We start from the raw sequence: 23,750 nt of genomic DNA on the forward strand, positions 1-23,750 counted from the left end.
TCCGCCCAAAGCTTACCCCGTCATCGGTCGATGAGCGCCCATGAAGCGCCGACCAGCCCTCCGGGGACTTCTCGCGGCCGGCGTCGGGGCACTCGCTGGCTGCGTCGGCTCATTGGAGCAGACGGCGAAGCAAACGACGCAGCCCCCGAGTGACGACCTCGTCGACTGCTTCTTCCCCGAGGACGGGGTCGGCTTCCACGTTCGCAACGGGACCGACGCCTCGAAGGCGGTCTCGGTCCGAATCGAACGCCACGACGATGGCGACGTGTACGACGAAACCCTGGAGTTGGCCGCGCGAACCGACGACGGAACCGGACACGTCTGGGCGCCAGACGGCGTCTTCCCCGAGCCCGACAGGTACGTCACGACGGTCTCGACGGGCGACGAGCAAGCAACCGACGCTCGACGCGTTGCTACCCAGTGCGACCGCCCCAGTATCCTACTCAGGCCGAGCGAAGGAATCCACATCGGGTACTTCGGTCGCGACTGACGTCTGGAGTCGCGAAAGAGAGGAGGCCGATTCAGTCCGCGAACGACACGCCGAGGTAGCGTTCGACGGTGTCGTCGTCGGCGCGTAACTCCTCGGGCGTCGCTTCGTGCACGATCTCGCCGTGCGCGAGGACGTACACGCGGTCGGCGAGGTCGAGCGCGACGCGGACGTTCTGCTCGACGAGCAGGACGGTGATGCCGGCGTCGCGGACGTCCTTGACGACCTCCATCACGCGGTCGACGATCATCGGCGCGAGCCCCTCGGTGGGTTCGTCGAGCATCAGGAGGTCGGCGCCGGAGACGAGCGCGCGAGCGATGGCGAGCATCTGTTGCTCGCCGCCCGAGAGGTCGCTCCCGCGGTTCTGCCGGCGCTCCTGGAGGTTCTGGAACGTGTCGAACACCCACGGGAGATCCCGGCGGTTCTCGGTGTCTGCGCCGCCGTAGCTCGCGAGTTCGAGGTTCTCCTCGACGGAGAGCCCCGGGAAGATGCGGCGCTCCTCGGGCACGAGCCCGATACCGCGCTGCACGGTGTCCACCGGGCCGAGTTCGGTGACGTCCTCGCCCCGGTACGTGATGGTGCCAGCCCACGGTTCGACCGACCCGAGTATCGTTCGGAGCGTCGTCGTCTTCCCGACGCCGTTCCGACCGACGAGCGCGACCACCTCGCCCTCGTCGACGTGCGCGTCGACGCCCTGGAGGACGCGCGTCTCGCCGTACCCCGACTGAACGTCGTCGAGTTCCAGCATACTCATCGCTCGACACCTCCGTCGCCGAGGCCGGCCGTGCCGGCCGTTGCTGTGACGTGGGTCATGCGTGACTCCCTCCGAGGTACGCCGCCTGCACCTCCTCGTTGCTCGCGACCTCCTCGGGCGTCCCCGTCGTCACGACGCTCCCGCGGTTCAGGACCGTGATGCGGTCGGAGACGTCCATCACGAGGTCGATGTCGTGCTCGATGAGCAGGAGCGTCTGCTCGGCGAGGACGTCGTCGACGAGGTTCATCGTCGCCTCGGTCTCCTCGACGCCCATCCCCGCCGTCGGTTCGTCGAGCAGGACGACCTCCGGGTCGGTCGCGAGCACCAGCCCGATCTCGAGGCGGCGCTGGTCGCCGTACGCGAGCGTCGACGCGCGCGTCTGCGCGTGCTCCGCGAGCCCGACGTCCTCGAGGACCTGCTCGGCGTGCGCGGTGACGTCCCCGAACGCGCCCTTCTCGCGGAACAACTGCGCGCCCGTACTCATCTCGCGACTCGGGATCGCTTGCGCCGCGAGCCGGACGTTCTCGAGCGCCGTGAGGCCCCCGAAGACGTTCGTGATCTGGAACGACCGCCCGATGCCGCGACGCACGCGCTCGTAGCTCGGGAGGTCCGTGACGTCCTCGCCGTCGAAGACGACCTCGCCCTCCGACGCGCGGAGCGCGCCAGTGATGGTGTTGAACAGCGTCGTCTTCCCGGCGCCGTTCGGGCCGATGACGCTCCGGAACTCGCCCGCCTCGACCGCGAGGTTCACCTTGTCGACCGCGACCAGTTCGTCGAAGCGCTTCGTCAGGTCGTGCGTCTCGAGTTTCGCCATCAGTCACTCACCTCCAATCGTCGAGTTGCGAGCATCAGTCGCTCACCTCCACGTCCGGTTCGCTCGTGGACTCGCCGCCGCCGCCACCGCCCGCCGTGAAGCGCGCGCGGAGGGTGTCGGGGAGCGACACCAGGCCCTCGGGGACGTAGATGACGAACACGACGAATATCGTGCCGAGGATGCCCTGCCACTGTTCCAGCAGGTGGCCGACGGGGCCGCCGACCGTCTCGCCGCCGACGAGCAGTATCTCCTTCAGGCCGAGGAACGCGCCGGCACCGAGCATCGGTCCGTAGAGCGTTCCCATCCCACCGAGCAGGGTCATGACGATGACCTCCCCGGACTTCAGCCAGAACAGGAAGCTCGGGCCGACCCCGAAGCTGTTGATGGTCGCGAGCCCGCCAGCGAGCCCGGCGAGCCCGCCGCTGATCATGAACGCGCGGCGCTTGTACGCGGTCGTGTCGTACCCGAGGAACTCCGCGCGGTCCTCGCTCTCGCGGATCGCCTGCAGGACGCTCCCGAACGGCGCACGCATCATCTGGCGCGCGAGCAGGTACGACCCGACGACGAGCGCGAGCACGACGAAGTAGAACAGCTCGATGTCGCCGAGCAGGTTCACCTGCCCGACCTCGCCGATCCCGAAGCCGTACGTCGCGTCGTACCCCGTGTAGAGGCCGTCCGTGCCGCCGGTCTCCTGGAACTTCGAGATGCCCTTGAACGCGAGCTGTGCGAACCCGAGCGTGATCATCGAGAAGTACACGCCGGACACGCGGATGGAGAGGTGGCCGACGACCCACGCGATCGCGAGCGACAACAGGATGCCCGCGAGCAAGCCCACCCAGAAGACCGGCGTGACGTAGATCGCCATCATGACGGTCGCGTACGCGCCGATCCCGTAGAACAGGACGTGCCCGAGCGACACGAGCCCCGCGTACCCCATCACGAAGTCCAGCGAGAGCGCGAACAGCGCCCAGACGAGGATGTTGAGGATGAGCGAGTTCGGGAGGTAACTCGAGTAGAGGACGCCGATACCGAACGGCGCGAGGAACAACAGGGCGACGACGCCAGCGCCGACGAGCCGCCTGGTGCGGTCGTCGAGGAACCCGTCACCGCCGCCGGTGAGGAGGTCGCCACCCTCGTCGCCGTGGTTCTGCCACTCGGGGTTCCCGAACAGGCCCTGGGGCTTGAACAGGAGGACGCCGAGCATCAGGACGTACACGGTGACGCCGCTGAGCGCCGGGACGTACGTCTGCGTGACCGTCTGCACGATACCGATGAGGAGGCCGCCGAGGACGGCACCGCGGAAGCTCCCGAGGCCGCCGAGGACGACGACGACGAACGCCGCGATGATGATGTCGTTCCCCATCCCGGGCGCGACCTGTTGTTTCGCGCCGAGGACGATCCCCGCGAACGCGGCGAGCACGCACCCGAACGCGAACACGAGCGTGTAGTACCGGTCGATGTCGATGCCGAGTGCGCGCACCATCCCGCGGTCCTGCGCGCCGCCGCGGATGATGATGCCGACGCGCGTCTCCGTGAGCGCGTACCACGTCGCGAGCGCGATGACGCCGCCCGCGAGGATGACGAAGTAGTTGTACAGCGAGTACTCGAACCCGGCGACCCCGATGGTGCCCGCGAGCGACGGCGGCACGCTGAACGCCTGGGGCTGGGTGCCCCACGCCAGCTCGATGAGGTCCGCGAACACGAGCACGAGCCCGAACGTCAACAGGATGTGGTACAGCGGGTTCCGGCCGTACAGCGGCCGTATCGTGATGCGTTCGACGAACCCGCCGACGACGCCGACGATGACGGGCGCCGCGACGAGCGCAACCCAGAACCCGACCCCCGCGCCGCCGAGGACGCCGACTATCGAGACCGCGAAGTACGCGCCGAGCGCGTAGAACTCGCCGTGCGCGAAGTTGATGACGTCCATCACGCCGAAGATGATACTCAGGCCGGCGGCGAGCAGCACGTACACCATCCCGACGGTCAGCCCGTTCAGGAGTTGCGTGAGCAGGGCACCTCCCGAGACCATTATAGCGAGCAGTTCGTCGAGCTACACGAGGGGATGGCGTCCGCCCCGCTGACCTTCTCGATGAGCTCTACGTCCGCGATCTCGCCTTCGTCGGGTTCGACGTTCTGCCCGACCCAGACGGGGTTCATCGCCTGCTGGTCGCACTCGCGGAACCGGTTCGCGCCGAGGACGCTGTTGGTCTCCAGGCCAGCGAGCGCGTCCTTCACTTCGGTCGGGTCGGTCGACCCGGCCTCCTGCATGCCGAGGGCGGTCATCCGCACGGAGTCGTAGCCGACGCGCGCGAAGTTCCCTGGCGCGCCGTCGTCGGGGTACTCGCTCGTGTACGCGTCCACGAACTGAGTGTTCCATCCGGCGTCCACCTTCGCGTTGTACCGGACGCCGCTGTAGATACCGTACGCGGTCGTTCCGAGGCCAGCGCGGAGCGCCTGGAAGGACGCGGTCGTCGTGATCATCGGGAGCTGGTCTTTGAGCCCCTGGCTCTCGGCTTGCTTCGCGAACCGGATGAAGTCGCCGCCAGTGGAGCCGACGACGAGCACGTCGGCGTCGGAGTCCGCGATCTGGGAGATGTACGACTCGTAGTTCTGCGCGCCGAGTTCGGCGCGCGTCACGCCGACCTCGTTGAAATCGGCGTCCGCGGCCTCCATGCGCGACCGCCATTCGCGGAGGACGGACTGCCCGTACGCGTAGTCCGCGATGTGGAACCAGACGTCCGACCCGAGGTTCTCGAGCGTCCAGACCGCGGACCCTTGCGCGATCTGGGCGGTGTTCGTCTCGGCGCGGAACACGTACTCGTTACAGCTCTCGCCAGTGATTGGGATCGCTGCCGCGCCCGGGTTGTAGATGACCTCGTTCTCGAGCGCGAACGAGTTCAGGGCGAGCGCGACGGAACTCGAGATGGCGCCCATGATGTAGTCGGCGCCGTTCTGCTCGACGAGCTGGGAGGCCGCTTGCGTGGCGGTGGACGCGCCGGTCTCGGTGTCGCCTCGCGCGATCTCTATCTCGAACTCGAAGTCGTCGGACTCGTTGAGTTGCTGTATCGCGAGTTCCGCGCCGTGACGCTGGAACGGCCCGAGCGAGGAGTACGACCCCGAGATGGGGTTGAGGAGGCCGTACGTGACGGTTCCCCCACCGCCACCACCGATGTTCGAGAGGCAGCCCGAGAGCCCCGCGACGCCGGCGACGCCGGCGGCCTTGAGGACGTCGCGCCTGTCGACGCGCCGTTGGGGTGCTCGCCGCTCCGTGCCACCATCCGTGCGCATGGTATTTTCTGCCACATCCTGAGTGCGTTGGGAGTCCTCTAAAGCGTAGTCGTTTTTATCACGAACTTTTCCCCGAAACATCGTCGCATCCCGTGATTCACCGGCAAGATGGACGAGAACTGGACGCCGACCACTCGTCGCGCGACCCGAAACGCGCTCACCTTCCGCGGCCTGAACCTATATACTGGCGGGCGATATCGTTCCACACATGGTCTACAACGAGGTCGAGACCGCCAGTCGGGACGAGCTCCACGAGCTCCAGACCGAACGCCTCCAGGAGACGGTCGAGCGCGTCTACGAGAACGTCCCATGGTACCGCGACCATCTCGATGAAGCCGGTGTCACGCCCGAGGACATCGACGACATCGACGACCTCTCCTCGCTTCCGTTCACCAGGAAGGAGGACATCCGAGACAACTACCCGGACAAGCTGTTCGCGGTCCCGCACGAGGACCTGCGACGCATCCACGCGTCCTCGGGCACCACCGGGAAACCGAAGATCGTCGCGTACACCGAGGACGACCTCGGCGTCTGGCACGAGGTCATGGCGCGGTCGCTGTACGCCGCCGGCGTCCGCGAAGGCGACATGGTCCAGAACGGGTACGGCTACGGCCTGTTCACGGGCGGCCTCGGGTTCCACGACGGCGTCGAGGAACTCGGCGCGTGCGTCATCCCGACCGGCGGCGGGAACACCACCCGCCAGATCGACATGCTCCAGGACATGGGGTCGGACGTCCTCTCCTGTACGCCGTCGTACTGCCTGTACCTCGACGAGCGCGCCGAGGACATGGGTATCGACCTCTCCGCGCTCGACCTGGAGCGCGTCATCATCGGCGCGGAACCGTTCACCGACCCGATGCGCGAGGAGATCGAGGAGGCGCTCGGCGTCACCGCCATCGACGTGTACGGCCTCAGCGAGATCATCGGCCCCGGCGTCTCCATCGAGTGCGAGCACGCTCAGGACGGCCTCCACCTCTGGGAGGACCACTTCTACCCCGAGGTCGTCGACCCCGAGACCGGCGAGGTCCTCCCCGAAGGCGAGGAGGGCGAACTCGTCGTCACGAGCCTCACGAAGCAAGCGTTCCCCATGATCCGGTACCGGACCGGCGACATGACCCGGCTCAACTACGACACCTGCGACTGCGGCCGCACCATGGTCCGCATGGACAACGTCACCGGCCGCGCCGACGACCTCCTCATCGTCCGCGGCGTCAACGTCTACCCGAGTCAGATAGAGGAAGTCATGGTCGACATCGCCGAGGTCGCCCCGCACTACCGCATCGACCTCTACCGCGAAGGCAACCTCGACACGCTCGAACTCACCGTCGAGCACGCTCACGACTACGACGGCACCCACGAAGCGCTCGAAGACGACATCGAAGCCCGCCTCAAGGAGGTCCTCGACGTCAAACCCGACGAGGTCGAGGTCGTCGGCCCCGGCGTCATCGACCGCACCGAGGTCGGGAAGGTCAAGCGCGTCTACGACCACCGGGATGAGTGAACTCATCCCTGCTCCCGCTCGCTAGCGCTCGCGGGACCACAGAGCCGAGTAACCTCGTCTCTGCCCTCGTTCGCTCGCAAGTGCTGGCGTTCCGGGGCGAGACGGTCGCCGTCCGGTGTCGACGGGACGACCGGCGTGCGGTGACCGGGCTCCAGTCAGAGAACTAACTATCCCGATGCCTTTTTGTTTCGTCCCTGAACGCTAAGAATCATGTTTGACGGTCACGCGGATGGGAGTGCCGAAGCGGTGCGGAGCGAACAGCCCGACGTCCCACCGCTCGGGGTGAAGGTCCTGCTCGGGCTCACGGTCGTCTCGATGATACTCCTCGTCTTCAGTCGCGGCCCCGGCATCGTCGTCCTCGCCGGACTCGCGGCCGGCGTCGTCCGGATCGGACTCCTCGTCGGGCTCCTCAAGATGAAGTCGCTCGCGTGGGTCGGCTACCTCGTGCTCGAAGCCATCTTCGTCGGCCTGTTCGCGTTCCTCTTCCTCGCCGGGAGCGGCTTCGCCGCCATCGAAGTGCTCTTCGGCCTCCTCGTCATCACGTACCTCGTCAGCATCCGCGATCTGTATCGCTCGGACGCCCCGACCAGCGCCTGACTCGAGCGGACGCGGACGACCCCCGTAACGCCTTCGGGCGTCGCCGTCGAAGCACGAGGCATGACCGACGCGGACGACGGCGCCGACGGACCGACGACGTACGGCGGGCTGTCGCCCGTCGACGCCCTCGCGCTCGTCGGGAACGAGACGCGCGCCGGCATCCTCTTCGCGCTCTCGAACGCGCGCGAGAGCGAGGGCGACCCGCCAGTCCTCTCGTTCAGCGAGCTCCGCGAGCGCGTCGCACCCGACGTCCCCTCCAGCCAGTTCAACTACCACCTCCAGGAGCTCGTCGGCCAGTACGTCGAACGCCGCGACGGCGGGACGCCCACCGGCGACGTCGCGACGCTCCACGACGACCACGGCGCCGGGTACGCGCTCCGCTCCGAGGGCACGTTCCTCACGCGACTCGTTCGCGCCGGCACCTACACCGGACCGCGGACGCGCGGCCCAATCGACCTCGGCGTCGACTGCTATCACTGCGGCGACTCGCTCGCGCTCGAGTACGCGAACTGGATCGCGGAGGTCCAGTGCGACGGCTGCGAGCACGTCTACGACCACAACCTCACGCCGCCGGGCGTGCTCGCCGACGACCCCGCGGTGACGGTCGCGCAGGTCGCCGAGTTCAACCGCGCGCACCGTCTCGCGTTCGCTCGCGGCTCCTGCCCGCTGTGCGGGCATCGCGTGACCGCGTCGTTCGTCGACCCGGCGACCACGTCCTACCCGCGTCCCGACCACCGCGAGGTCCTCGTGCATCGCGGCTGCGAGGGCTGCGGGCACCTCGACTACCTCACCGTCGGCGAACTCCTGCTCGTCGACCCCGCGGTCGTCTCGTTCTGCTGGACGCACGGCGAGGACGTCACCACCGCGCGCATCTGGGACCTCGCGTTCGCGATGACCGACGACGCGGTCACCGTCCGCGGCCGCGACCCGTGGCGCGTCGCGCTCTCGCTCGACCGCGACGGCGACCGACTCGAGGCCGTCCTCGATGACGACGTGACCGTCGTCGAACGCACCCGACGCTGACCGCCGAACGCGCTCCCGTCCCCACTCCCCGAGTAGCCGGTCGCTACTCGCGGGTCCGCGTCCACTGTCCGCAACGCTTGCGGCCGTCACCGGTCGCAACCACCCATTACGGGTTCGTGTCGCCGAACCTGTCCTTGTTTCGTCCTGATGAACAAAGGCGTAGTTTTAAGCAGGCGCTGCGAGGAATCTTCATCGTATGATGGACGAGCGAACGCGGCGAGCCGGCGAACGCGCAGCGCAAGCGCGTCGCCGCGCGTTCTCGAACGGCGACGTCGCGCGGCGTCGCGCACGCCCGCTCGGCGTCGTCCCGGTCCTCCTCCTGTGCCTCGTCGGCGCGGTCGTCGACGGGTACGCCGTCGTCGCGTTCACCACCGCTGGCGCCGGGTTCGCGTTCGTGAACGTCGGGCTCGCCGCGAGCGCGCTCGTCGCCGCGTTCGCACTCACCACCGAACTCTCGTGGGCGTGGACGGTGACGTGGATGTACCTCGCACTCCACGTGTTCGTCGACTTCCTCACGGTCGACGTCGTCGGCCCCGTCGGGTTCGCTATCGCCGCGGTGTACGCGCTCGCGTTGACGTACGCCACCGCGCGCCGCATCGGCGAAGCCGCCGGTGGCACGACGACTCCACCGGCGAGTTCGTCGGTCGGTCAGGCGTCCAGCAGGTAGACGCGCCCGCGGAACGTCGCGACGCGGTCGCCCTCGGCCGTCACCTCGACCTCGTACTCGGCGGTTCGTCCGCCGACGTGCGTCTCCTCGGCGGTCGCAGTCAGTCGGTCCCCGACGTCGACCGCGTCGAGGTAGGACATGTTCGTCTCGAGCGCGACCGCGGGGTCGCCCCGGGAGTTCGACGCCGCGGCGAAGGCGGCGTCGGCGACCGAGTACACCGCGCCGCCGTGAGGCGTCCCGTGGAAGTTCAGGAGGTCCTCGGTGACGACGAGTTCGGTGACCGCGTACCCGGGTTCGACGACCGCGAGCTCGATGCCGAGCGTCTCGCAGAACGCGTCGCTCCGGATGCGCGCCGCGACCTCCTCCTCGACGCCGTCCTCGCCCGCTGCGGACGTGTCCTCTGTCATGGCCGAACGAACGACGTGCGACCGCAAAGTCGTGTCGGCGCCGCCACCGGCCGTCGAAGAGAGGGAGAGTCGTGTCGGCGCCGCCACCGGCCGTCGAAGAGAGGGAGAGTCGTGTCGGCGTCGCCGCTGGCCGCTGCTGCAAGTGTTGGCCAGGGCGGGTGTGCGTGTCGGTTCGAACGGATATCGCCGACGTCGTCAGGTACTTTGATGTACTCGTGGGGCGCGCTTTGGGACATGTACGAGCGAACGTTCATGGAGGGGACGCGCGGCACCCAGGCGGTCGACTGGGAGGAGCGCATCGACGTCAAGCGCATGCGCACCGAGCGCTACGAGAAGGCGCTCGACCGACTCCAGGACTCCGAGCTGGGGTCGATGCTCCTCGTCTCGGACCCGAACATCCGGTACGTGACGGGGCTGGCGATGACGGGCGGGAGCGGTGCGGACCACTACACGCTCCTGACGGAGGACGGCGACGTCGTCCACTGGGACACCGCGGACCACGCGTCCAATCAGCGGTTCAACTGTCCGTGGCTGACGGACATCCGGTACGCGTGCCCGGGGCTCGGGAACGTGCCGCGCGCGAGCGGTCGGGACTCGGCGCGTGACTTCCTCAAGCAGAAGATGGCGGACCTCGTCACGGAGGCGATGGAAGAGTACGGCGTCGACGACGCGCCGATGGGGCTGGACGTCGGGAACGCGGGCCTCATCTCGGCGTTCGAGCACAACGACGTCGACGTCCGCACGAAGGAGTGCGTGGACCTGATGCACGACGCGCGGAAGGTGAAGACCCGCGACGAGATCGAGTGCCTGCGGATGGTCGCCGCCATCTGCGAAGCCGGGTTCCAGCGCATCACGGAGACCGCCAAGCCCGGGATGAAGGAGAGCGAGGTCTGGGGCGAAGCCGTCCAGGAACTCTGGCGTCACGGCGCGATGGCTCAGGGCGGCTACGTCACGTCGGGGCCGAACACGTGGCCGAAGCACCAGGCGAACACGACCGACCGCCAGATGCGCCCCGGCGACATCGTGTACGCGGACTTCTACAACATCGGGTACCTCGGCTACCGCTCGTGCTACTACCGCACCTTCTCCCTCGGCGAGCCGACGCAAGCCCAGAAGGACGCGTACGAGATCGCTCGCGACAACCTCTACGACGTCCTCGAACGCATCGAGCCGGGCGCGACCACCGACGAGATCTGCAAGGGCTTCCCGGACATGGAGGGCGAGCACGCGGACTGGTACGACGCCACCGACCACTGGCAGATGACCACGAATCACTGGGCGCACGGCCTCGGCCTCCAGCTCTACGAGCAACCGCTCATCTGGCGCGGCCTGTCGCCGGAGCACCCCATCGAGATCGAGGAGGGGATGACGATGGCCGTGGAGACGATGGAGCCCGCGGAACGCCAGGGCGTCCGCGTCGAGGAGATGGTCGTCGTCCGCGAGAACGGCGTGGAGATACTCAGCCAGTGGCCCGTCGAAGAGATCACGCAGATCGACTACTGACCCGGCACGTCGCGCGCTGACCCGGCACGTCGACTCCTTCTCGCGCCGGGAGAATCAGGGCTGGCGATGATGCTCGCTGCGCGCGTCCCTCCGAACGAGCTGATCGCCGTGTCCCCGCCGTCTCCCAACCACATGTCCAGTCCCCGAATCGTTCGCCGAGCCCTCGCGGTCGCGCTCGTCGCGGTCGTCGTCGCAACGGTCGCGACCGCCGGGGTCGCGTCCGTCCTCGCGGGATCGACGGCGGGCGCGGCGACGACGGCCGAGCCGTCGGCGAACGACTGGTCGCACCCGCATCACGACGCGCGGTACTCGGGGTTCAACCCGCACGCGACCGGGCCGACGACCGAGGTCGGCCCGACGTGGGTGACCCGGGTCGGGAGCGTCGAGACGGCGGTGTCGCCGACGGTCGCGGACGGAACGGTGTACGTCGGGAACCGCGACGGGCGCGTGGTCGCGATGGACGCGGAGACCGGGCGCGTGGACTGGCGCGCGAACGTCGAGGGCGTGGTGACGACCGCTGCTGCCGTCGGTCCCGAGCGCGCGTTCGTCGTCGCGCAGACGGTCGCCGAGGGAGACGGGACCGAACCGGACTCGTTCGCGGTCGTCGCGGTCGACCGCGAGACGGGCGAGGTCGACTGGCGGTACCCGCTCGCGGTCGACGGGAAGCCGTACGTGCACGCGGAGGACGCGCTGACGTACGCCGACGGTCGCGTGTTCGTCGCGGCGTTCGCGGGCGGTCGGGACGTCGAGAGTGCGAGCGTCGCGTTCGCGGTCGACGCCGCCTCGGGCGAGGAGGTCTGGCGGCACGTCGCCGAGCGCCCCGGCGAGTACCACCTCGCCGCGCCCGTCGTCGCGGACGGCGTCGTCTACCTGCTCGACGGCGGGTACGGCGCGAACCGGAGCACGTACGTCACCGGCGTCGACGCCGCGCGCGGCGACGAGGTCTTCGAGGTGGCGCTCGACGTCCAGGGCCAGTCGTTGCTGTACGCGAACGGCACCGCGTACGTCGTCGGTGACGCGCTCGCGACAGTGGACGTCGCGGCGAACGGGACGCCGGTCGTGGGGCGCGTCGACGGCGTGAACGCGACGCCGTTCGAGCGCGTCGCGATAGCGAACGGGACGCTGTACGCCGCGGTCGGGAGCGTCGGGTCCCCGAGTGCGGTCGCCGCGTACGACCTCGCGACCGGCGCGGAACGGTGGCGCGCGCCAGCGGACTACGTCGACACCGCACCGGCGGTGACGCGCACGATGGTCGTCGTCGGGACGCTCGGCGAGGGTGTCGTCGCGTTCGACCGCGACACCGGCGAGCGCCTGTGGTCCCAGAACCCCCACGAGCACTTCGGCGTCGACCGCCCGGTCGCGGTCGTGAACGACACGGTCTACCTGTACGCGCCGTGGCACGTGTACGCGCTCGGCGACGAGGGGACCGCGGTCGCTGGCGGGTTCCTGGGCGCGCTCGGCGACCTCCTCCAGGAGAACGCGGCGCTCGGGTTGCTCGTCGGGACGCTCGCGACGGCGGCGCTCGTCGGCGTCGGCTACGGGCTGGTCGTCGTCGCCGCCGGCCGGTTCGGGCTGTCGCGGTCGCCGCCGACGTTCCTCGCGGCGCGACTCTTCCGGACCGCGCCCGCGGACGTCTCGCGCGGCAAGCGGGTCGCGGCGGGCTTGGTTGCGAGCGTCGCCGTGGCGTTCGCGTACGGCGTCCTCGGCAGCGCGGCGACCCTGCTCGCGCCGCTCCTCTCGAGCGTCGGGCTCCCGGGCGGTCTCCTGTTCGTGCTCGGGCCCGTGACCGGCGTGGTCGCGGGCGTGTTCGTCGTCGGCGGTGCGTGGTGGCTGCTCGTCAATCGCGTCCTCCCGGCGGACGAGTCGCTGCTCGACGCCCCGCTCGCGACCGTCCGCAGGGAGTGGGCGCTCGTGCACGTCGGGTACCTGCTCGCGCTCGCGGTCGTCTACCCGTTCGTGCAGTTCATCGTCCTCCTGCTCGTGTTCCGACCGATCTGAGAAACGGAGGGTTCGGCTGCGCGAGCGCTACTCGCGCCCGAAGTGCGTCCAGTCGCTCGCGGCGTCGATGGCGGGTGGGTCGCGCATCTCGACGGCGGTCGCTTCGGCCTCGACCGTCGGGTCGCCGCCTTCGGGGCCGGCTTCGCAGACGACGGTGGTCTTCGGGCCGACGTCGCCGTCGACCCACGCGCGGAGGTGGATGGGTTCGTCCATCGGCGTCGGCGCGAGGTACCGCGTCGTCAGCTCGCCGGTGACGTACATGTGCAGCGGGTCGTCGTCGAGGAGTCGGCGGCCCTCGTCGAGGTAGCGGGCGGTCAAAGCGGTCCAGATGCTGTGGCAGTCGACGAGGCTCGCGAGCAGGCCGCCGTACGCGAAGTCGGGGTAGCCCGCGGCGTGCGTGGGCTCGGGGTCGAACGTCGCGACGAGCGCGTCGCCGTCGTCGGCGAGGTAGCTCTCGAGCTGGTGGCCGTCGGGATTAGCCTGCCCGCAGCCGTAGCACGTGTTGTGCGGCCACGCGGCCTGCACGGGCTCGTCAGCGGGCCAGACGTCGGGGACCGTCTCCGCCTGCGCGTCGTTCATTCCACGCGGCGGTACGCTCGAACTCGTCTTGACGCTTGGGAAGCGCCGTCGCAATCGTCGAGGTTTCAGCCGTCGGTGCCGACTCAGAGGTACTTCAGGTAGACGCGTTCGTCGTAGCCGTCGCCGCCGATGGTGGTGGTGTCGGTGGCGACGTGTTCGAACCCGAGGCGTTCGTAGAACGCGGTCCCGGGGTCGTTGCGGGCGAGCACCATGGCTTCGGCGCGCTCGCAGCCGCGGTCGCGGAACGCGTCGAGGGCGGCGTCGACGAGCCCGCGGCCGAGGCCGTCGCCGCGGGCGTCGGGGTGAACGTACGCGCGCAGGAGCGTCCCGCAGTCGCCGTCGACGACGGCGTGCACGAACCCGACGACGGAGGCGTCGGCGTCGTCTGGAGCGCCATCGTCGTCGGCCGCGCCGTCGCCGTCGTCGGGAGCGCCGTCGCGGCGGTCTGCGACGAGGACGAGCGCGTCGCCGCGGCGGACGTCGGCGGCGAGCTGGTCGGCGCCGTACCACGATTCGACGGTGTCGGTTATCGCTTCGCGGTTCACGACGGTGGGGTAGTCGGCCTCCCACGTCGTTCGGGCGACGTCGCGGATGGCGTCGACGTCGTCCGCGGTCGCTTCCCGGTAGGTGACGCTCGCGATGCTTGCCATACGATACCATACGTCGGCGTCCGTCCAAAGCGTTGCGGACGCTGCGGCGAGGGCGCCGTCCGGCGCGGCGACCGCGAGCTACTCGGCGCGCCAGCCGCGGTCGCTGTGGTTCAGTCGCTCGCAGCCGTCCTCGGTGACGACGACGAGGTCCTCGATGCGGACGCCGAACTCGCCGTCGAGGTAGACGCCGGGTTCTATCGAGCACACCATGCCCGGTTCGAGCGTGCGGTCGTTGCCGTCCACGACGTACGGCGGTTCGTGCACGTCGAGGCCGACGCCGTGGCCGGTGCGATGCACGAACGCGTCGCCGTAGCCCGCGTCGGCGATGACCTCGCGAGCCGCGGCGTCGACCGCCTGTGCTTCCACACCTGGTTCGACCGCGTCCACGCCTGCCTGCTGGGCCTCGCGGACGACGTCGTGGACGCGCTCGAACTCCTCCGGAGGGTCGCCAGCGAACACCATCGTCCGCGTCTGGTCGCCCGGGTAGTCGTCGACGAACCCACCGAAGTCGAGCACCACGGGGTCGCCGCGCTCGACGACGCGGTCGCCGTGCGTGTGATGGGGCATCGCGCCGTTCGGCCCGCTCCCGACGATGACCGGGAACGCCAGCCCGCTCGCGCCGCGCTCGCGGAGCTCGCGCTCTATCTCGCCCGCGAGCTCGGCCTCGGTCATCCCGACGACGTCCTCGCCGCGCGCCCGCACCCACTCGCTCACGGCGTCCGCGACCCGGCCGGCCTCGCGGAGCGCCGCCAGTTCCGCGTCGTCCTTCCGGACTCGAACGGATTCGAGCGCCTCGCTCGCCAACTCCCACGACGCGCCCGGGACTACCTCGCGGAGGTCCTGCGTGAACGTCGCCCACATCGAATCGTCGACGAGCACGCGCGGCTTCCCGTCGACGCCCCACAGGACGTCGTCGAGGACGTCCTCGACGACCGCAATCTGGTCGTCGCTGTCGGCGTACCCGCGGACGTCCTCGACCCAGGACTCGCTCGCGACCTGGGTCTCGTAGAGGGCCGGTACCACGAACACGGGGTCGCCGTCGCGCGGGACGAACAGGAACAGGTGGCGTTCGGCGGGCTCCTCGTCGAACCCCGCGACGTAGTGCAGGTTCGAACTCGGGAAGAGAACGGCGAGGTCGGCGTCCGCGTCGCCGAGTGCGCGCTGCACGCGCTCGGCCCGGTCGCGGAAGGTCGTCTCGTCGACGTGCTCGGTCATACCCGAGTCCTCGACCGCACGGGGCTTCAGGGTTCCCCACCGCGATCCGTCCCGACACCTCTCGACGCGCGAGGGGGTCCGTGGTCCCCCACGGTTCAAGAGGCCCGCGGTCGGATACTCGAGTATGACCGACCGAACGCGAGCGCACGTCTTCGTCTCGGGGCGCGTCCAGGGCGTGTTCTTCCGGGACACCACCCGACAGACCGCGCAGACGGAGGGCGTCGACGGCTGGGTGCGGAACCTCGACGACGGCCGCGTTGAGGCGGTGTTCGAGGGTCCCGAGGACGCCGTCGAGGCGATGCTCTCGTTCTGCCACGATGGCTCCCCCGCGGCGCGCGTCGACGACGTCGACGTCGAGTACGGCGACCCCGAGGGCGTCGACGGATTCCGCGTGCGCCGCTAGACCCGCCCTCGCTCGTTCCCTCGCCCCCGTGCCGTTCTCGTGACCCTGTCGACGCCTCCTTTTTCACGTCGGCGAGCGAACCTCCGACCATGATTTCGAGCGACAGGATGGCGGTGGTCGACGCGAACGCGGCGGCGCTCGGCGTCCCCCGGAAGCAACTCATGGAGAGTTCGGGGAACGCCGTCGCGCGCGCCGTCCGCGAGCACGTCGACGCGGACGCCGGCGACCGCGTGGTGGTCGTCGCGGGCCGCGGGAACAACGGCGGTGACGCGTTCGTCGCCGCGCGATTCCTGGACGAGTACGACGTCACGACCGTCCTCCTCGGCGGCCCGGACGACATCGGGACGGACATCGCTCGCGAGAACTGGGACGCGCTCCAGGCCGGCGAGTACGACACGCGGACGGTCGGGGACTCCACCGGGTTCTCGCTCCCCGAGTGCGACGTCGTCGTGGACGCGATGCTCGGCACGGGCGTCACGGGCGCGCTCCGCGAACCCGAGGCGACCGCCGCTCGCACGATCAACGACGCGGACGCGACCGTCGTCGCCGTGGACGTCCCCAGTGGCGTGAACGCGGACACCGGCGAGGCCGAAGGAGTCGCAGTCAGTCCGGACCACGTCGTGACGTTCCACGACCAGAAACCCGGGCTCGTCGACGTCGACGCCGCGGTGACGGTCGCGGACATCGGCATCCCCGATGCTGCGGAGACGTTCGTCGAACGCGGCGACCTCCAGGCTATCTCGCGACCGACCGACGCGCACAAGGGCGACTTCGGACGCGTGCTCGTCGTCGGCGGCGGCCCGTACACGGGCGCGCCGGCGCTCAGCGGCCAGGCTGCGATGCGCGCCGGCGCGGACCTCGCGTTCGTCGCCACGCCCGCCCGCGTCGCGGACGTCGTCCAGGGGTACGAGGAGGGTCTCATCGTCCGCGAGCTCGCGGGCGACCTCGTGCTCGAACGGCACGTCGACCAGCTCCTCGACGAGGCGCTCGACGCGGACTGCGTCGTCCTCGGCCCCGGCCTCGGCGCGTCCGAGGGGACGCTCGACGCGGTCCGCGCGTTCCTCGAATCCTACGACGGCAGGGCGGTCGTGGACGCGGACGCGCTCCGCGTCGTCCCGGACGTGGACACGGACGCTGAACTCCTCTGTACGCCCCACCAGGGCGAGTTCGCACGGATGGGTGGTGAGCCTGCCGACGACTGGCGCGAGCGCGCCGAGCACGTCGAATCGCTCGCCGCGGACCTCGACGTGACGCTGCTCGTGAAGGGCGCGCACGACGTCGTGAGCGACGGCGATACGACGCGCGTGAACCGAACGGGGAACCCCGGGATGACCGTCGGCGGCACCGGCGACGTCCTCGCGGGCGTCTGCGGCGCGCTGTTCGCCACCCACGACGCCGTCACCGCCGGCGCAGTCGGCGCGTACGTCAACGGCGCCGCCGGCGACGCCGTCGTCGACGACCAGGGGTACGGACTGCTCGCGAGCGACCTGCTCGACGAGGTCCCGCGAGCGATGTGGGGGAGCGAGGATGCCTGAGGGCGACGACGTCGCTGACGACAGCGGCTCGGACGGCTCGCGGGACGACCTGACGCACGTGGAGGACGGCGCGGCGAGCATGGTCGACGTCGGCGACAAGCCCGAGTCGGCGCGGCGCGCGGTCGCCCGCGGCCGACTCGCACTTTCACCAGCGTCGGTCGCCGCCATCCGCGCGGACGACGTCGAGAAGGGCGACGTCCTCGCGACGGCGCGCATCGGTGCCATCCAGGCGGTCAAGCACACGTGGGAGACCATCCCGCTCTGTCACCAGATACCCATCACGAACGTCGACACCGAGTTCGCGCTCGACGACGACGCCCTATCGCTCACCGTCGCCGTCGAGACCACCGGGCAGACCGGCTGCGAGATGGAGGCGCTCGAAGGGGTGACGACCGGGCTGAACGTCGTCTTCGACATGGTGAAAGCCGTCGAGAAGGACGGCGACGGCGGGTATCCGACCGCCGCCATCGAGGACGTCCGCGTCGTCGAGAAGACCAAGCGGTCACTCGAGGACTGACCGGCGAGCGGACGACGCGTCACAGCGCAGCGGCTCCGTCGCGTCGAGTGTTCGGAGAAGCGATCGCCAGTTCGGTGGTGCTGCCGGCGCGTTCAGGGAGCGGTGTGCTCGTAGGCGCGCTCCGTGGCGTCGACGAGACGGTCGACGGGGAGCGTGAACCCGAACCGACGGGTGATGAGTGCCAGCGGGAGGAGCGCGATGCCCATCGCGATGGTGACCTGGTACAGCGCGAACAGCGTGGCAGCGAGTGCCCGTTCTATCATCGGACTTCACCCGGACGCTACGCGACTGCCTATATAAGCTTGTCGGGCGGATTGCGGGGAGGGGTGACTGGGTCTCTCTCGCAGACCCCGGCGCCGTCTGCGGGTTCAAGCGGAGTTGTCTCCGAGACGACCTGAGTGGTGCTCGGGGCGTCTCCACGGGTCTCCAACCTCGCGCCAACCACGGTCGTTCACCCCTCGTCGCCGTGGCATCGCCATAACTTACGCAATGACGAGCGCTCTGGTCGGTGGGCGTGACGCGACCGACGACCTCGCGCGTCGAGGGAGTGATCCGAATGTCCACGGCTGCGCCGACGGGAGGCCGTGGCACGCCACGCCGGCCCGTGGGGGCGGACGAACCGCAAACCTAGCCTTGCTCGAACCCACACGGGTTGGTATGAGCAATTACCTCGTTGCGATGGAAGCCGCGTGGTTGGTTCGTGACGTCGACAACGTCGAGGACGCCATCGGGGTTGCGGTCAGCGAAGCCGGGAAGCGACTGAACGACTCGGGGAAGGAGTACGTCGAAGTGAACGTCGGCGGCACGCAGTGTCCGGCGTGCGCCGAGGTCTTCGACAGCGCGTTCGTCGCCGCGGACACCGCGCTCGTCGGCCTCCTGCTGGAGATGGACGTGTTCAACGCGGACAGCGAGGAGCACGCGAAGCGCATCGCGAAGAGCGAGGTCGGCGGCGCGCTGCGGGACGTCCCGCTCTCGGTCGTGGAGACGGTCCTCACCGAGGAGGACGAGGACGACGAGTAATCGGGCGCGTGGCGTTCCGGTCGAGGCCGCGGTCTCGTCGGTCGCGAGGTGTTCGGGCGCGGTCGGAGTCGCTCGCGACCGACAACACTTTTATTACTTCGGGTAATCCCGTTCGGGTATGGAACTGCCGACGGAGGAGGAGTTGCGGGAGCGCCGGGAGGCGCTCGACCTCACGCAGAGCGAGCTCGCGGACGCCGCCGACGTCTCCCAGCCGCTCGTCGCACGCATCGAGGGCGGCGACGTCGACCCGCGGCTCTCGACGCTCCGCCGCATCGTCGAAGCGCTGAACGAGGCCGAAGGCGAGATACGGCGAGCGCGCGACATCATGCACGTCGACGTCGTCACCGTACGGATGGACGACAGCGTCGCCGGCGCGATCGACATCATGGGCGAGGCCGGGTTCAGTCAGCTCCCGGTCGTCGACGAGACGGGAACGCCGGTCGGTATCATCTCGAACAGCGACATCCGCGAGCACCGCGAGGACCGTGACGTCGAATCCCTTCCGGTCGCGGACGTCATGAACGAGGGGTTCGCGACGGTGGCGCCCGAGGCGACCGTGGACGAGGTCGACAACTACCTCGACCACCAGGACGCCGTCATCGTGAAGGACGGCGGGCAGCTCGTCGGCATCGTCACCGAGGCCGACATCGCCACGCACCTCTCGGTCTGAGCGGCCCGCCCGGCGCTTTCGACCACTCGTCGCGTCGCGCGACCGGGAGTCCATCCAGGGCGAGAACGCACACCCTAAGTATCACCGTCGGTAATCGTCGTTCATGGTCTCCGAATCGACGAGCAGGCGAGCCGCCGGTATCGTCGTCATCGTCGGCGCGTTCGTCCTGCTGTACGCGCTCGCGGCACGGAACGACCTCACGCCCGCGTTCGTCGCCTCCACGCTCCCCCTGTTCGGACTCGGCGCGGCACTGGTCGTCGGCGGCGGCCTCGTCCGACGGTACGTCCACCACCTCCACGGCCCGACGGAGTGAGCGACGGTCGCGACCGCCGACGCACGGTGACCGGCGCCATCGCATCGCGGACGTCGGCACTGCGAGGCGGTCGTCGCCGAGAAGTCACCGTCGAGCCGCAGTGACGGGCGACGTCGGGGCAGGACGTCGCCGCGTTCGCATCACCCGGTCGGGCGTCCCCGCGTTCGCATCACCCGGTCGGGCGTCGCCGCGCTCGCGTCGGTGCTGGACCCGTTGCGGGCACGACGACGCGGTGCCTCGCCCTCCCTTCGGGTGCGTCGGCGGACCTCGCTCGTAGCCGGTGCGGGCGCACGGCACCGATTCCCCCCTTCCCGGGTTCCGCGTCCTGCACCGAGACCACGGTCGACGTCCGCCGACGGTCGTATCGCAGTTCGGGACACGGGAAGTCGCCGTGCTTGTTCGATACACGTGTTTATACCCGCAGTCCGCGTTCAGGTAGCTATGGCAGTCATCGTGGAACTCACTATCGACGCGGACGCGTTCGACCTCGGACGCGTCACGAGCGTCCTCGATGGCGTGCACATCGAACTGGAGCGCGTCGTCCCGACCGGCCGCGACATCATGCCGTACTTCTGGGCGGAAGCCCCCGACTTCGAGGCGTTCGAGCACGCGGTCAGACGGAACGAACTCGTGGAGTCACTGGAGGCGCTCAGTCACGTCCACGACCGCGTGCTCTATCACGTCATCTGGCACGATACGGTCACGAACCTCACGCGCATCCTCGAGAGCTCCGGCGCCACCATCCTCCAGGCACACGGGAACGAACGATGGGTGTTCAACCTCCGGTTCCGCGACCACGTCGGCCTCCGGGACTTCCACAACAGCTGTCAAGAGGAAGGTCTCGAGTTCCACGTCGACCGCATCTACACCCTCGAGGAGGACCCCGAGGGCGCGTTCGAACTCGGGCTCACCGACGAGCAACACGACGCGCTCGTCAGCGCCGTCGAACACGGGTACTTCGAGGTGCCTCGCGGCGGGAAGCTCTCGGACGTCGCCGCCGACCTCGGCATCAGCCAGCAAGCCGCGAGCGAACGCGTTCGACGCGGCGCGAACCGCGTCCTGAAGAAGGTCCTGAACGAGCACGGCGGCGAGAACAAGCGATAGCGCGCGTTCGCACGCGTCGACCTCGACGCGACCGTCCTTCGTCGCGACGACCTCGACGCCCTAGAGTTCCATCCCGCGCACGGCGACCGCGTCTCCCTCGGCGACCTCGCCGATGACGCGCCCGTCCTCGGTCGCATCCGCGAGCGCCTCCCCGCTGCCTTCCGGGACCGCCGCGACGAACCCGGTCCCCATGTTGAACGTCTCGTACATCTCGCGGGGCGCGACGTTCCCGAGCTCCTGCACGACCGCGAACACGTCCTGCGCGGGGAACGGGTCCGTTATCTCGTAGCGATGGTCGCCCATCCGAGAGAGGTTCCGCCACCCACCGCCCGTGACGTGCGCCGCCGCCCGGACGTCGTGCTCGCGCATCGGCGCGAGGAGGTCCGTGTAGATGCGCGTCGGCTCGAGGAGTACCTCGCCGACGGTCTTCTCGGGGTCGGCGGGGAACGGGTCGTCGTACTCGTACTCCGAGCGAACGGCCTTCCGAGCGAGCGTCAACCCGTTCGAGTGGATGCCCGAGGACGGCCACGCGACGAGTTCGTCGCCGACCGCGGCCTCGCCGTCGAACACGTCGTCCTTGTCCGCGAGCCCCGCAGCGGTCCCCGCGAGGTCGAGCCCGGAGACGACCTCGGGCATCACCGCGGTCTCGCCACCGAGCAGCGAGACGTCCGCGCGCTCTGCGGCCACGCGGAGGCCTTCGCCGACCTGCTCGGCGAACCCCTCGTCGGGCTCGTCGACCGCGAGGTAGTCCACGAACGCGACCGGCTGGACGCCCGCGGCGACGAGGTCGTTCACGTTCATCGCCATGCAGTCGATACCGACCGTCGAGTAATCGCCGAGCGCCTCCGCGACGAGGAGCTTCGTGCCGACGCCGTCGGTCGCGAGCGACAGGAACTGGTCGCCGATGTCGAGGAGTCCGGCGTACTCGGTCTCGACGACGTTCCCGACCGCGTCGAGGAGCGCAGCGGTCGCGTCCTCGCTCTTCTCGACGTCGACGCCCGCGTCCGCGTACGTCATCCCCTCGCCGTCCTCGCTCGATTCGGTCGCGTCCGCGTCCTCGCCGGCCGCGTCTTCGGTCATGCGTGAACGCCCGCCCGGCCAGCACATAGGTCCGTCGGAATCCCGGACAGTCCGCGACCGAGTGCGGGCGGAATCTCGAACGGATTCTAGAGAGAACCCGGAAAACCCTCTTGACCGGGAGATGCCTTCCGTTCAGTCAGCATGACTCGCTCGTTCTCTCGCGACGACGCGCTCGTCGCCGTCGCCGCCGGCGTGCTCGCGGTCGCCGGGAACGTCGCTGCCGTCGGGTTCGCGACGAACCGGCTCGTGCTCGGTCGCGTCGACGCCGCTGTGGTGAACGCGACGCCGCCGGCGCTCGTCACGTTCAGCATCGAGACACTCGGGAGCACCGGCCACCTCCTGCATCTCGCGCTCGCGGTCGCGCTCACCGTCGGCGCGTTCGCCGCGGTCGCACTCGGCGGCCTCGCCGTCGCCCGACGCGCCGAGACGAAAGTCGCGGCCGTCACCGCGACCGGCGGCACCGTCGCCCTGCTCGCGTACGCCGTGACCGCGACGCCGCTCGCCGCCATCGGCTCCGGCGTCGGCGCGAGCGTCCCCGTCGCCATCGCCGCACTCCGGTCATCTGGGTCGACCGTCGACCTCGACCGTCGCCGCAGCATCGAACTCGTCGCGAGCGTCTCCGCGCTCGCCGCACTCGGATCCGCGGTCGGTGTCCTTCGTACGCCCGAATCCGCCGCGGACGTCGGCGGCAGCGAACCACGGGAGATGCTGGACGCCGCCGCGACCGCTTCGTTCGACGTCGACGGCCTCGGCGGCCTCGTCTCCACGCGCCGCGCGCACTACGAGGTCGACATCAACGCCATCGACCCGTCGCGCAAGGCCGCCACGCACACGGTCTCGATCACGGGCGCGGTCGACGCCGAACGCGAGTTCACGATGGCGCAACTCCGCGCGCTCCCCACCGAGAACCGGTACAACACGCTCCGGTGCGTCGGCGACGACCTGAACGGCGAGAAGATAGACACCGCCGTCTGGACGGGCACCCCCACCGACGCGCTCCTCGACCAGGTCGAACCCCAGGGCGACTGCGAGTGCGTGATGCTGCGTGCCGCCGACGGCTACCACGTCCAGTTCCCACTGGCGGCGCTCCGCGGCGGCCTGCTCGCGTACGGCATGAACGGGAAGGAACTCCCGAAAGGCCACGGGTTCCCGGTGCGCGCGCTCGTTCCCGGCCACTGGGGGGAGACGAACGCGAAGTGGCTCACCGAGATCGAGTTCCTCGACGAGGCCGTCGACGGCTACTGGGAGAAGAAAGGCTGGCAGGGCACCGGTCCCGTGGAGACGGTCGCGAAACTTCACGCGGTGGAACGTCACGGCGACGGCCGCGTCACCGTCGCCGGGCCCGCGTACGCCGGCACCCGAGGTATCGACCGCGTCGAGGTATCGACCGACGACGGCGAGACGTGGACGGACGCCGACCTCACCGAGCCACTCCCGGGCGACGACGTCTGGCGCCAGTGGAAGGCGACGCTCGACCTCGACGGCCCGACCGAGGTCGTCGTCCGCGCGACCGACGGGACCGGCCGCCTCCAGCCCCGCGAAGAGTCCCGGTCGTACCCGAGCGGGCCCACGGGGTGGGTCAGTCGAGAGGTCAGGCCGTGACCGCGCGCCGACGCCGGCGT

The 23,750-nt window shown here is 69.6% G+C and carries 25 protein-coding genes; 15 read left to right on the forward strand and 10 right to left on the reverse strand.

Annotated features, from left to right (window positions below):
- The first annotated feature begins 40 nt into the window (after positions 1–40).
- Positions 41–490: a hypothetical protein gene (locus VYJ16_RS09190; protein ID WP_336350014.1), complete on the forward strand. Its 450-nt coding sequence runs from the start codon at positions 41–43 to the stop codon at positions 488–490.
- A gap of 31 nt (positions 491–521) precedes the next feature.
- On the opposite strand, the gene VYJ16_RS09195 is transcribed toward VYJ16_RS09190, so the two are convergent.
- From VYJ16_RS09195 to VYJ16_RS09210, 4 genes are all read right to left on the reverse strand, one after another.
- Positions 522–1,235 carry an ABC transporter ATP-binding protein gene (locus tag VYJ16_RS09195; RefSeq protein WP_379762517.1) on the reverse strand — a complete coding sequence of 238 codons (714 nt, stop codon included), beginning with the start codon at positions 1,233–1,235 and terminating at the stop codon, positions 522–524.
- A 61-nt stretch (positions 1,236–1,296) separates the two neighbouring features.
- Entirely contained in the window at positions 1,297–2,055 is a 759-nt protein-coding gene (locus VYJ16_RS09200) for an ABC transporter ATP-binding protein (protein ID WP_336350016.1), read from the reverse strand.
- Positions 2,056–2,089: 34 nt separating this feature from the next.
- Positions 2,090–4,087, reverse strand: coding sequence for an ABC transporter permease (locus tag VYJ16_RS09205; RefSeq protein WP_336350017.1), 1,998 nt, complete (start codon positions 4,085–4,087; stop codon positions 2,090–2,092).
- Positions 4,087–5,346 (reverse strand): ABC transporter substrate-binding protein, encoded by a 1,260-nt coding sequence (locus tag VYJ16_RS09210; RefSeq protein ID WP_379762519.1) that lies wholly within the window; start codon positions 5,344–5,346, stop codon positions 4,087–4,089. Before VYJ16_RS09210 ends, VYJ16_RS09205 begins: the two co-directional genes overlap by 1 nt.
- A 208-nt stretch (positions 5,347–5,554) precedes the next feature.
- On the opposite strand from VYJ16_RS09210, the gene paaK reads away from it, so the two are divergent.
- The 4 genes from paaK (at position 5,555) to VYJ16_RS09230 (ending at position 9,134) form a co-directional block, all read left to right on the forward strand.
- A complete protein-coding gene (paaK, locus tag VYJ16_RS09215; protein WP_336350019.1) occupies positions 5,555–6,847 on the forward strand; it encodes a phenylacetate--CoA ligase PaaK in 1,293 nt (430 codons plus the stop codon).
- Positions 6,848–7,057: 210 nt separating this feature from the next.
- The gene (locus tag VYJ16_RS09220) at positions 7,058–7,444 is read left to right on the forward strand and encodes a hypothetical protein (protein WP_336350020.1); all 387 of its coding nucleotides are present in this window, start codon (positions 7,058–7,060) and stop codon (positions 7,442–7,444) included.
- 60 nt (positions 7,445–7,504) lie between these two features.
- Positions 7,505–8,467, forward strand: coding sequence for a DUF7351 domain-containing protein (locus tag VYJ16_RS09225; protein ID WP_336350021.1), 963 nt, complete (start codon positions 7,505–7,507; stop codon positions 8,465–8,467).
- A gap of 196 nt (positions 8,468–8,663) precedes the next feature.
- Entirely contained in the window at positions 8,664–9,134 is a 471-nt protein-coding gene (locus VYJ16_RS09230) for a hypothetical protein (RefSeq protein WP_336350022.1), read from the forward strand.
- Here VYJ16_RS09230 and paaI read toward each other — a convergent pair.
- Positions 9,116–9,541: a hydroxyphenylacetyl-CoA thioesterase PaaI gene (gene paaI / locus VYJ16_RS09235; RefSeq protein ID WP_336350023.1), complete on the reverse strand. Its 426-nt coding sequence runs from the start codon at positions 9,539–9,541 to the stop codon at positions 9,116–9,118. The genes VYJ16_RS09230 and paaI overlap by 19 nt on opposite strands.
- Positions 9,542–9,775: 234 nt before the next feature.
- Between paaI and VYJ16_RS09240 the strand changes: the two genes are divergently transcribed.
- Together VYJ16_RS09240 and VYJ16_RS09245 are read left to right on the forward strand one after the other, a co-directional pair.
- On the forward strand, positions 9,776–11,044 hold the full coding sequence (locus VYJ16_RS09240) for a M24 family metallopeptidase (RefSeq protein ID WP_336350024.1): 1,269 nt from the start codon (positions 9,776–9,778) through the stop codon (positions 11,042–11,044).
- 132 nt (positions 11,045–11,176) lie between these two features.
- Positions 11,177–13,042: an outer membrane protein assembly factor BamB family protein gene (locus VYJ16_RS09245; RefSeq protein WP_336350025.1), complete on the forward strand. Its 1,866-nt coding sequence runs from the start codon at positions 11,177–11,179 to the stop codon at positions 13,040–13,042.
- 27 nt (positions 13,043–13,069) lie between these two features.
- On the opposite strand, the gene VYJ16_RS09250 is transcribed toward VYJ16_RS09245, so the two are convergent.
- From VYJ16_RS09250 to VYJ16_RS09260, 3 genes are all read right to left on the reverse strand, one after another.
- Positions 13,070–13,621: a PaaI family thioesterase gene (locus tag VYJ16_RS09250; protein WP_336350026.1), complete on the reverse strand. Its 552-nt coding sequence runs from the start codon at positions 13,619–13,621 to the stop codon at positions 13,070–13,072.
- Between the two features lie 83 nt (positions 13,622–13,704).
- The gene (locus tag VYJ16_RS09255; RefSeq protein ID WP_336350027.1) at positions 13,705–14,271 is read right to left on the reverse strand and encodes a GNAT family N-acetyltransferase; all 567 of its coding nucleotides are present in this window, start codon (positions 14,269–14,271) and stop codon (positions 13,705–13,707) included.
- Positions 14,272–14,349: 78 nt separating this feature from the next.
- A complete protein-coding gene (locus tag VYJ16_RS09260) occupies positions 14,350–15,486 on the reverse strand; it encodes a M24 family metallopeptidase (protein ID WP_336350028.1) in 1,137 nt (378 codons plus the stop codon).
- A 124-nt stretch (positions 15,487–15,610) separates the two neighbouring features.
- Between VYJ16_RS09260 and VYJ16_RS09265 the strand changes: the two genes are divergently transcribed.
- The 3 genes from VYJ16_RS09265 to moaC all read left to right on the forward strand — a co-directional run bounded on the left by VYJ16_RS09265 (position 15,611) and on the right by moaC (position 17,941).
- Entirely contained in the window at positions 15,611–15,889 is a 279-nt protein-coding gene (locus VYJ16_RS09265) for an acylphosphatase (protein WP_336350029.1), read from the forward strand.
- 89 nt (positions 15,890–15,978) lie between these two features.
- Positions 15,979–17,424 (forward strand): NAD(P)H-hydrate dehydratase, encoded by a 1,446-nt coding sequence (locus VYJ16_RS09270; RefSeq protein ID WP_336350030.1) that lies wholly within the window; start codon positions 15,979–15,981, stop codon positions 17,422–17,424.
- Positions 17,417–17,941 (forward strand): cyclic pyranopterin monophosphate synthase MoaC, encoded by a 525-nt coding sequence (gene moaC / locus VYJ16_RS09275; RefSeq protein WP_336350031.1) that lies wholly within the window; start codon positions 17,417–17,419, stop codon positions 17,939–17,941. Before VYJ16_RS09270 ends, moaC begins: the two co-directional genes overlap by 8 nt.
- Before the next feature lie 92 nt (positions 17,942–18,033).
- Here the strand turns inward: moaC and VYJ16_RS09280 are convergent, their stop codons facing one another.
- On the reverse strand, positions 18,034–18,204 hold the full coding sequence (locus tag VYJ16_RS09280) for a hypothetical protein (protein ID WP_336350032.1): 171 nt from the start codon (positions 18,202–18,204) through the stop codon (positions 18,034–18,036).
- Between the two features lie 394 nt (positions 18,205–18,598).
- Between VYJ16_RS09280 and VYJ16_RS09285 the strand changes: the two genes are divergently transcribed.
- From VYJ16_RS09285 to VYJ16_RS09300, 4 genes are all read left to right on the forward strand, one after another.
- Complete coding sequence (locus VYJ16_RS09285) at positions 18,599–18,961, forward strand: DUF555 domain-containing protein (RefSeq protein ID WP_227131387.1); 363 nt, start codon at positions 18,599–18,601, stop codon at positions 18,959–18,961.
- 118 nt (positions 18,962–19,079) lie between these two features.
- The gene (locus VYJ16_RS09290; RefSeq protein ID WP_336350033.1) at positions 19,080–19,631 is read left to right on the forward strand and encodes a CBS domain-containing protein; all 552 of its coding nucleotides are present in this window, start codon (positions 19,080–19,082) and stop codon (positions 19,629–19,631) included.
- 103 nt (positions 19,632–19,734) lie between these two features.
- Positions 19,735–19,944, forward strand: a complete 210-nt coding sequence (locus VYJ16_RS09295) for a hypothetical protein (RefSeq protein WP_336350034.1) — start codon at positions 19,735–19,737, stop codon at positions 19,942–19,944.
- Positions 19,945–20,385: 441 nt separating this feature from the next.
- Positions 20,386–21,048, forward strand: a complete 663-nt coding sequence (locus tag VYJ16_RS09300) for a helix-turn-helix domain-containing protein (RefSeq protein WP_336350035.1) — start codon at positions 20,386–20,388, stop codon at positions 21,046–21,048.
- A gap of 60 nt (positions 21,049–21,108) precedes the next feature.
- On the opposite strand, the gene purM is transcribed toward VYJ16_RS09300, so the two are convergent.
- The gene (gene purM, locus VYJ16_RS09305; RefSeq protein WP_336350036.1) at positions 21,109–22,128 is read right to left on the reverse strand and encodes a phosphoribosylformylglycinamidine cyclo-ligase; all 1,020 of its coding nucleotides are present in this window, start codon (positions 22,126–22,128) and stop codon (positions 21,109–21,111) included.
- Positions 22,129–22,269: 141 nt separating this feature from the next.
- Here purM and VYJ16_RS09310 point away from each other — a divergent pair, with 141 nt between their 5' ends.
- The gene (locus tag VYJ16_RS09310) at positions 22,270–23,730 is read left to right on the forward strand and encodes a molybdopterin-dependent oxidoreductase (protein ID WP_336350037.1); all 1,461 of its coding nucleotides are present in this window, start codon (positions 22,270–22,272) and stop codon (positions 23,728–23,730) included.
- Positions 23,731–23,750: the final 20 nt, after the last annotated feature.

Origin of the sequence: Halorubellus litoreus, from assembly GCF_037081675.1 — an archaeon.
Lineage (GTDB): Archaea > Halobacteriota > Halobacteria > Halobacteriales > Natrialbaceae > Halorubellus > Halorubellus litoreus.

Excerpts from the sequence above, each read along its gene's own strand:
- VYJ16_RS09255 (WP_336350027.1), bottom strand. The coding sequence starts at position 14,271 with ATGGCAAGCATCGCGAGCGTCACCTACCGGGAAGCGACCGCGGACGAC.
- VYJ16_RS09285 (WP_227131387.1), top strand. The coding sequence starts at position 18,599 with ATGAGCAATTACCTCGTTGCGATGGAAGCCGCGTGGTTGGTTCGTGAC.
- paaK (WP_336350019.1), top strand. The coding sequence starts at position 5,555 with ATGGTCTACAACGAGGTCGAGACCGCCAGTCGGGACGAGCTCCACGAG.
- VYJ16_RS09265 (WP_336350029.1), top strand. The coding sequence starts at position 15,611 with ATGACCGACCGAACGCGAGCGCACGTCTTCGTCTCGGGGCGCGTCCAG.
- VYJ16_RS09195 (WP_379762517.1), bottom strand. The coding sequence starts at position 1,235 with ATGCTGGAACTCGACGACGTTCAGTCGGGGTACGGCGAGACGCGCGTC.
- purM (WP_336350036.1), bottom strand. The coding sequence starts at position 22,128 with ATGACCGAAGACGCGGCCGGCGAGGACGCGGACGCGACCGAATCGAGC.
- VYJ16_RS09295 (WP_336350034.1), top strand. The coding sequence starts at position 19,735 with ATGGTCTCCGAATCGACGAGCAGGCGAGCCGCCGGTATCGTCGTCATC.
- VYJ16_RS09220 (WP_336350020.1), top strand. The coding sequence starts at position 7,058 with ATGTTTGACGGTCACGCGGATGGGAGTGCCGAAGCGGTGCGGAGCGAA.
- VYJ16_RS09250 (WP_336350026.1), bottom strand. The coding sequence starts at position 13,621 with ATGAACGACGCGCAGGCGGAGACGGTCCCCGACGTCTGGCCCGCTGAC.
- VYJ16_RS09190 (WP_336350014.1), top strand. The coding sequence starts at position 41 with ATGAAGCGCCGACCAGCCCTCCGGGGACTTCTCGCGGCCGGCGTCGGG.
- VYJ16_RS09230 (WP_336350022.1), top strand. The coding sequence starts at position 8,664 with ATGATGGACGAGCGAACGCGGCGAGCCGGCGAACGCGCAGCGCAAGCG.
- VYJ16_RS09310 (WP_336350037.1), top strand. The coding sequence starts at position 22,270 with ATGACTCGCTCGTTCTCTCGCGACGACGCGCTCGTCGCCGTCGCCGCC.
- VYJ16_RS09290 (WP_336350033.1), top strand. The coding sequence starts at position 19,080 with ATGGAACTGCCGACGGAGGAGGAGTTGCGGGAGCGCCGGGAGGCGCTC.
- VYJ16_RS09200 (WP_336350016.1), bottom strand. The coding sequence starts at position 2,055 with ATGGCGAAACTCGAGACGCACGACCTGACGAAGCGCTTCGACGAACTG.
- VYJ16_RS09280 (WP_336350032.1), bottom strand. The coding sequence starts at position 18,204 with ATGATAGAACGGGCACTCGCTGCCACGCTGTTCGCGCTGTACCAGGTC.
- VYJ16_RS09240 (WP_336350024.1), top strand. The coding sequence starts at position 9,776 with ATGTACGAGCGAACGTTCATGGAGGGGACGCGCGGCACCCAGGCGGTC.
- paaI (WP_336350023.1), bottom strand. The coding sequence starts at position 9,541 with ATGACAGAGGACACGTCCGCAGCGGGCGAGGACGGCGTCGAGGAGGAG.
- VYJ16_RS09245 (WP_336350025.1), top strand. The coding sequence starts at position 11,177 with ATGTCCAGTCCCCGAATCGTTCGCCGAGCCCTCGCGGTCGCGCTCGTC.
- VYJ16_RS09270 (WP_336350030.1), top strand. The coding sequence starts at position 15,979 with ATGATTTCGAGCGACAGGATGGCGGTGGTCGACGCGAACGCGGCGGCG.
- VYJ16_RS09260 (WP_336350028.1), bottom strand. The coding sequence starts at position 15,486 with ATGACCGAGCACGTCGACGAGACGACCTTCCGCGACCGGGCCGAGCGC.
- VYJ16_RS09225 (WP_336350021.1), top strand. The coding sequence starts at position 7,505 with ATGACCGACGCGGACGACGGCGCCGACGGACCGACGACGTACGGCGGG.
- moaC (WP_336350031.1), top strand. The coding sequence starts at position 17,417 with ATGCCTGAGGGCGACGACGTCGCTGACGACAGCGGCTCGGACGGCTCG.
- VYJ16_RS09210 (WP_379762519.1), bottom strand. The coding sequence starts at position 5,346 with ATGCGCACGGATGGTGGCACGGAGCGGCGAGCACCCCAACGGCGCGTC.
- VYJ16_RS09205 (WP_336350017.1), bottom strand. The coding sequence starts at position 4,087 with ATGGTCTCGGGAGGTGCCCTGCTCACGCAACTCCTGAACGGGCTGACC.
- VYJ16_RS09300 (WP_336350035.1), top strand. The coding sequence starts at position 20,386 with ATGGCAGTCATCGTGGAACTCACTATCGACGCGGACGCGTTCGACCTC.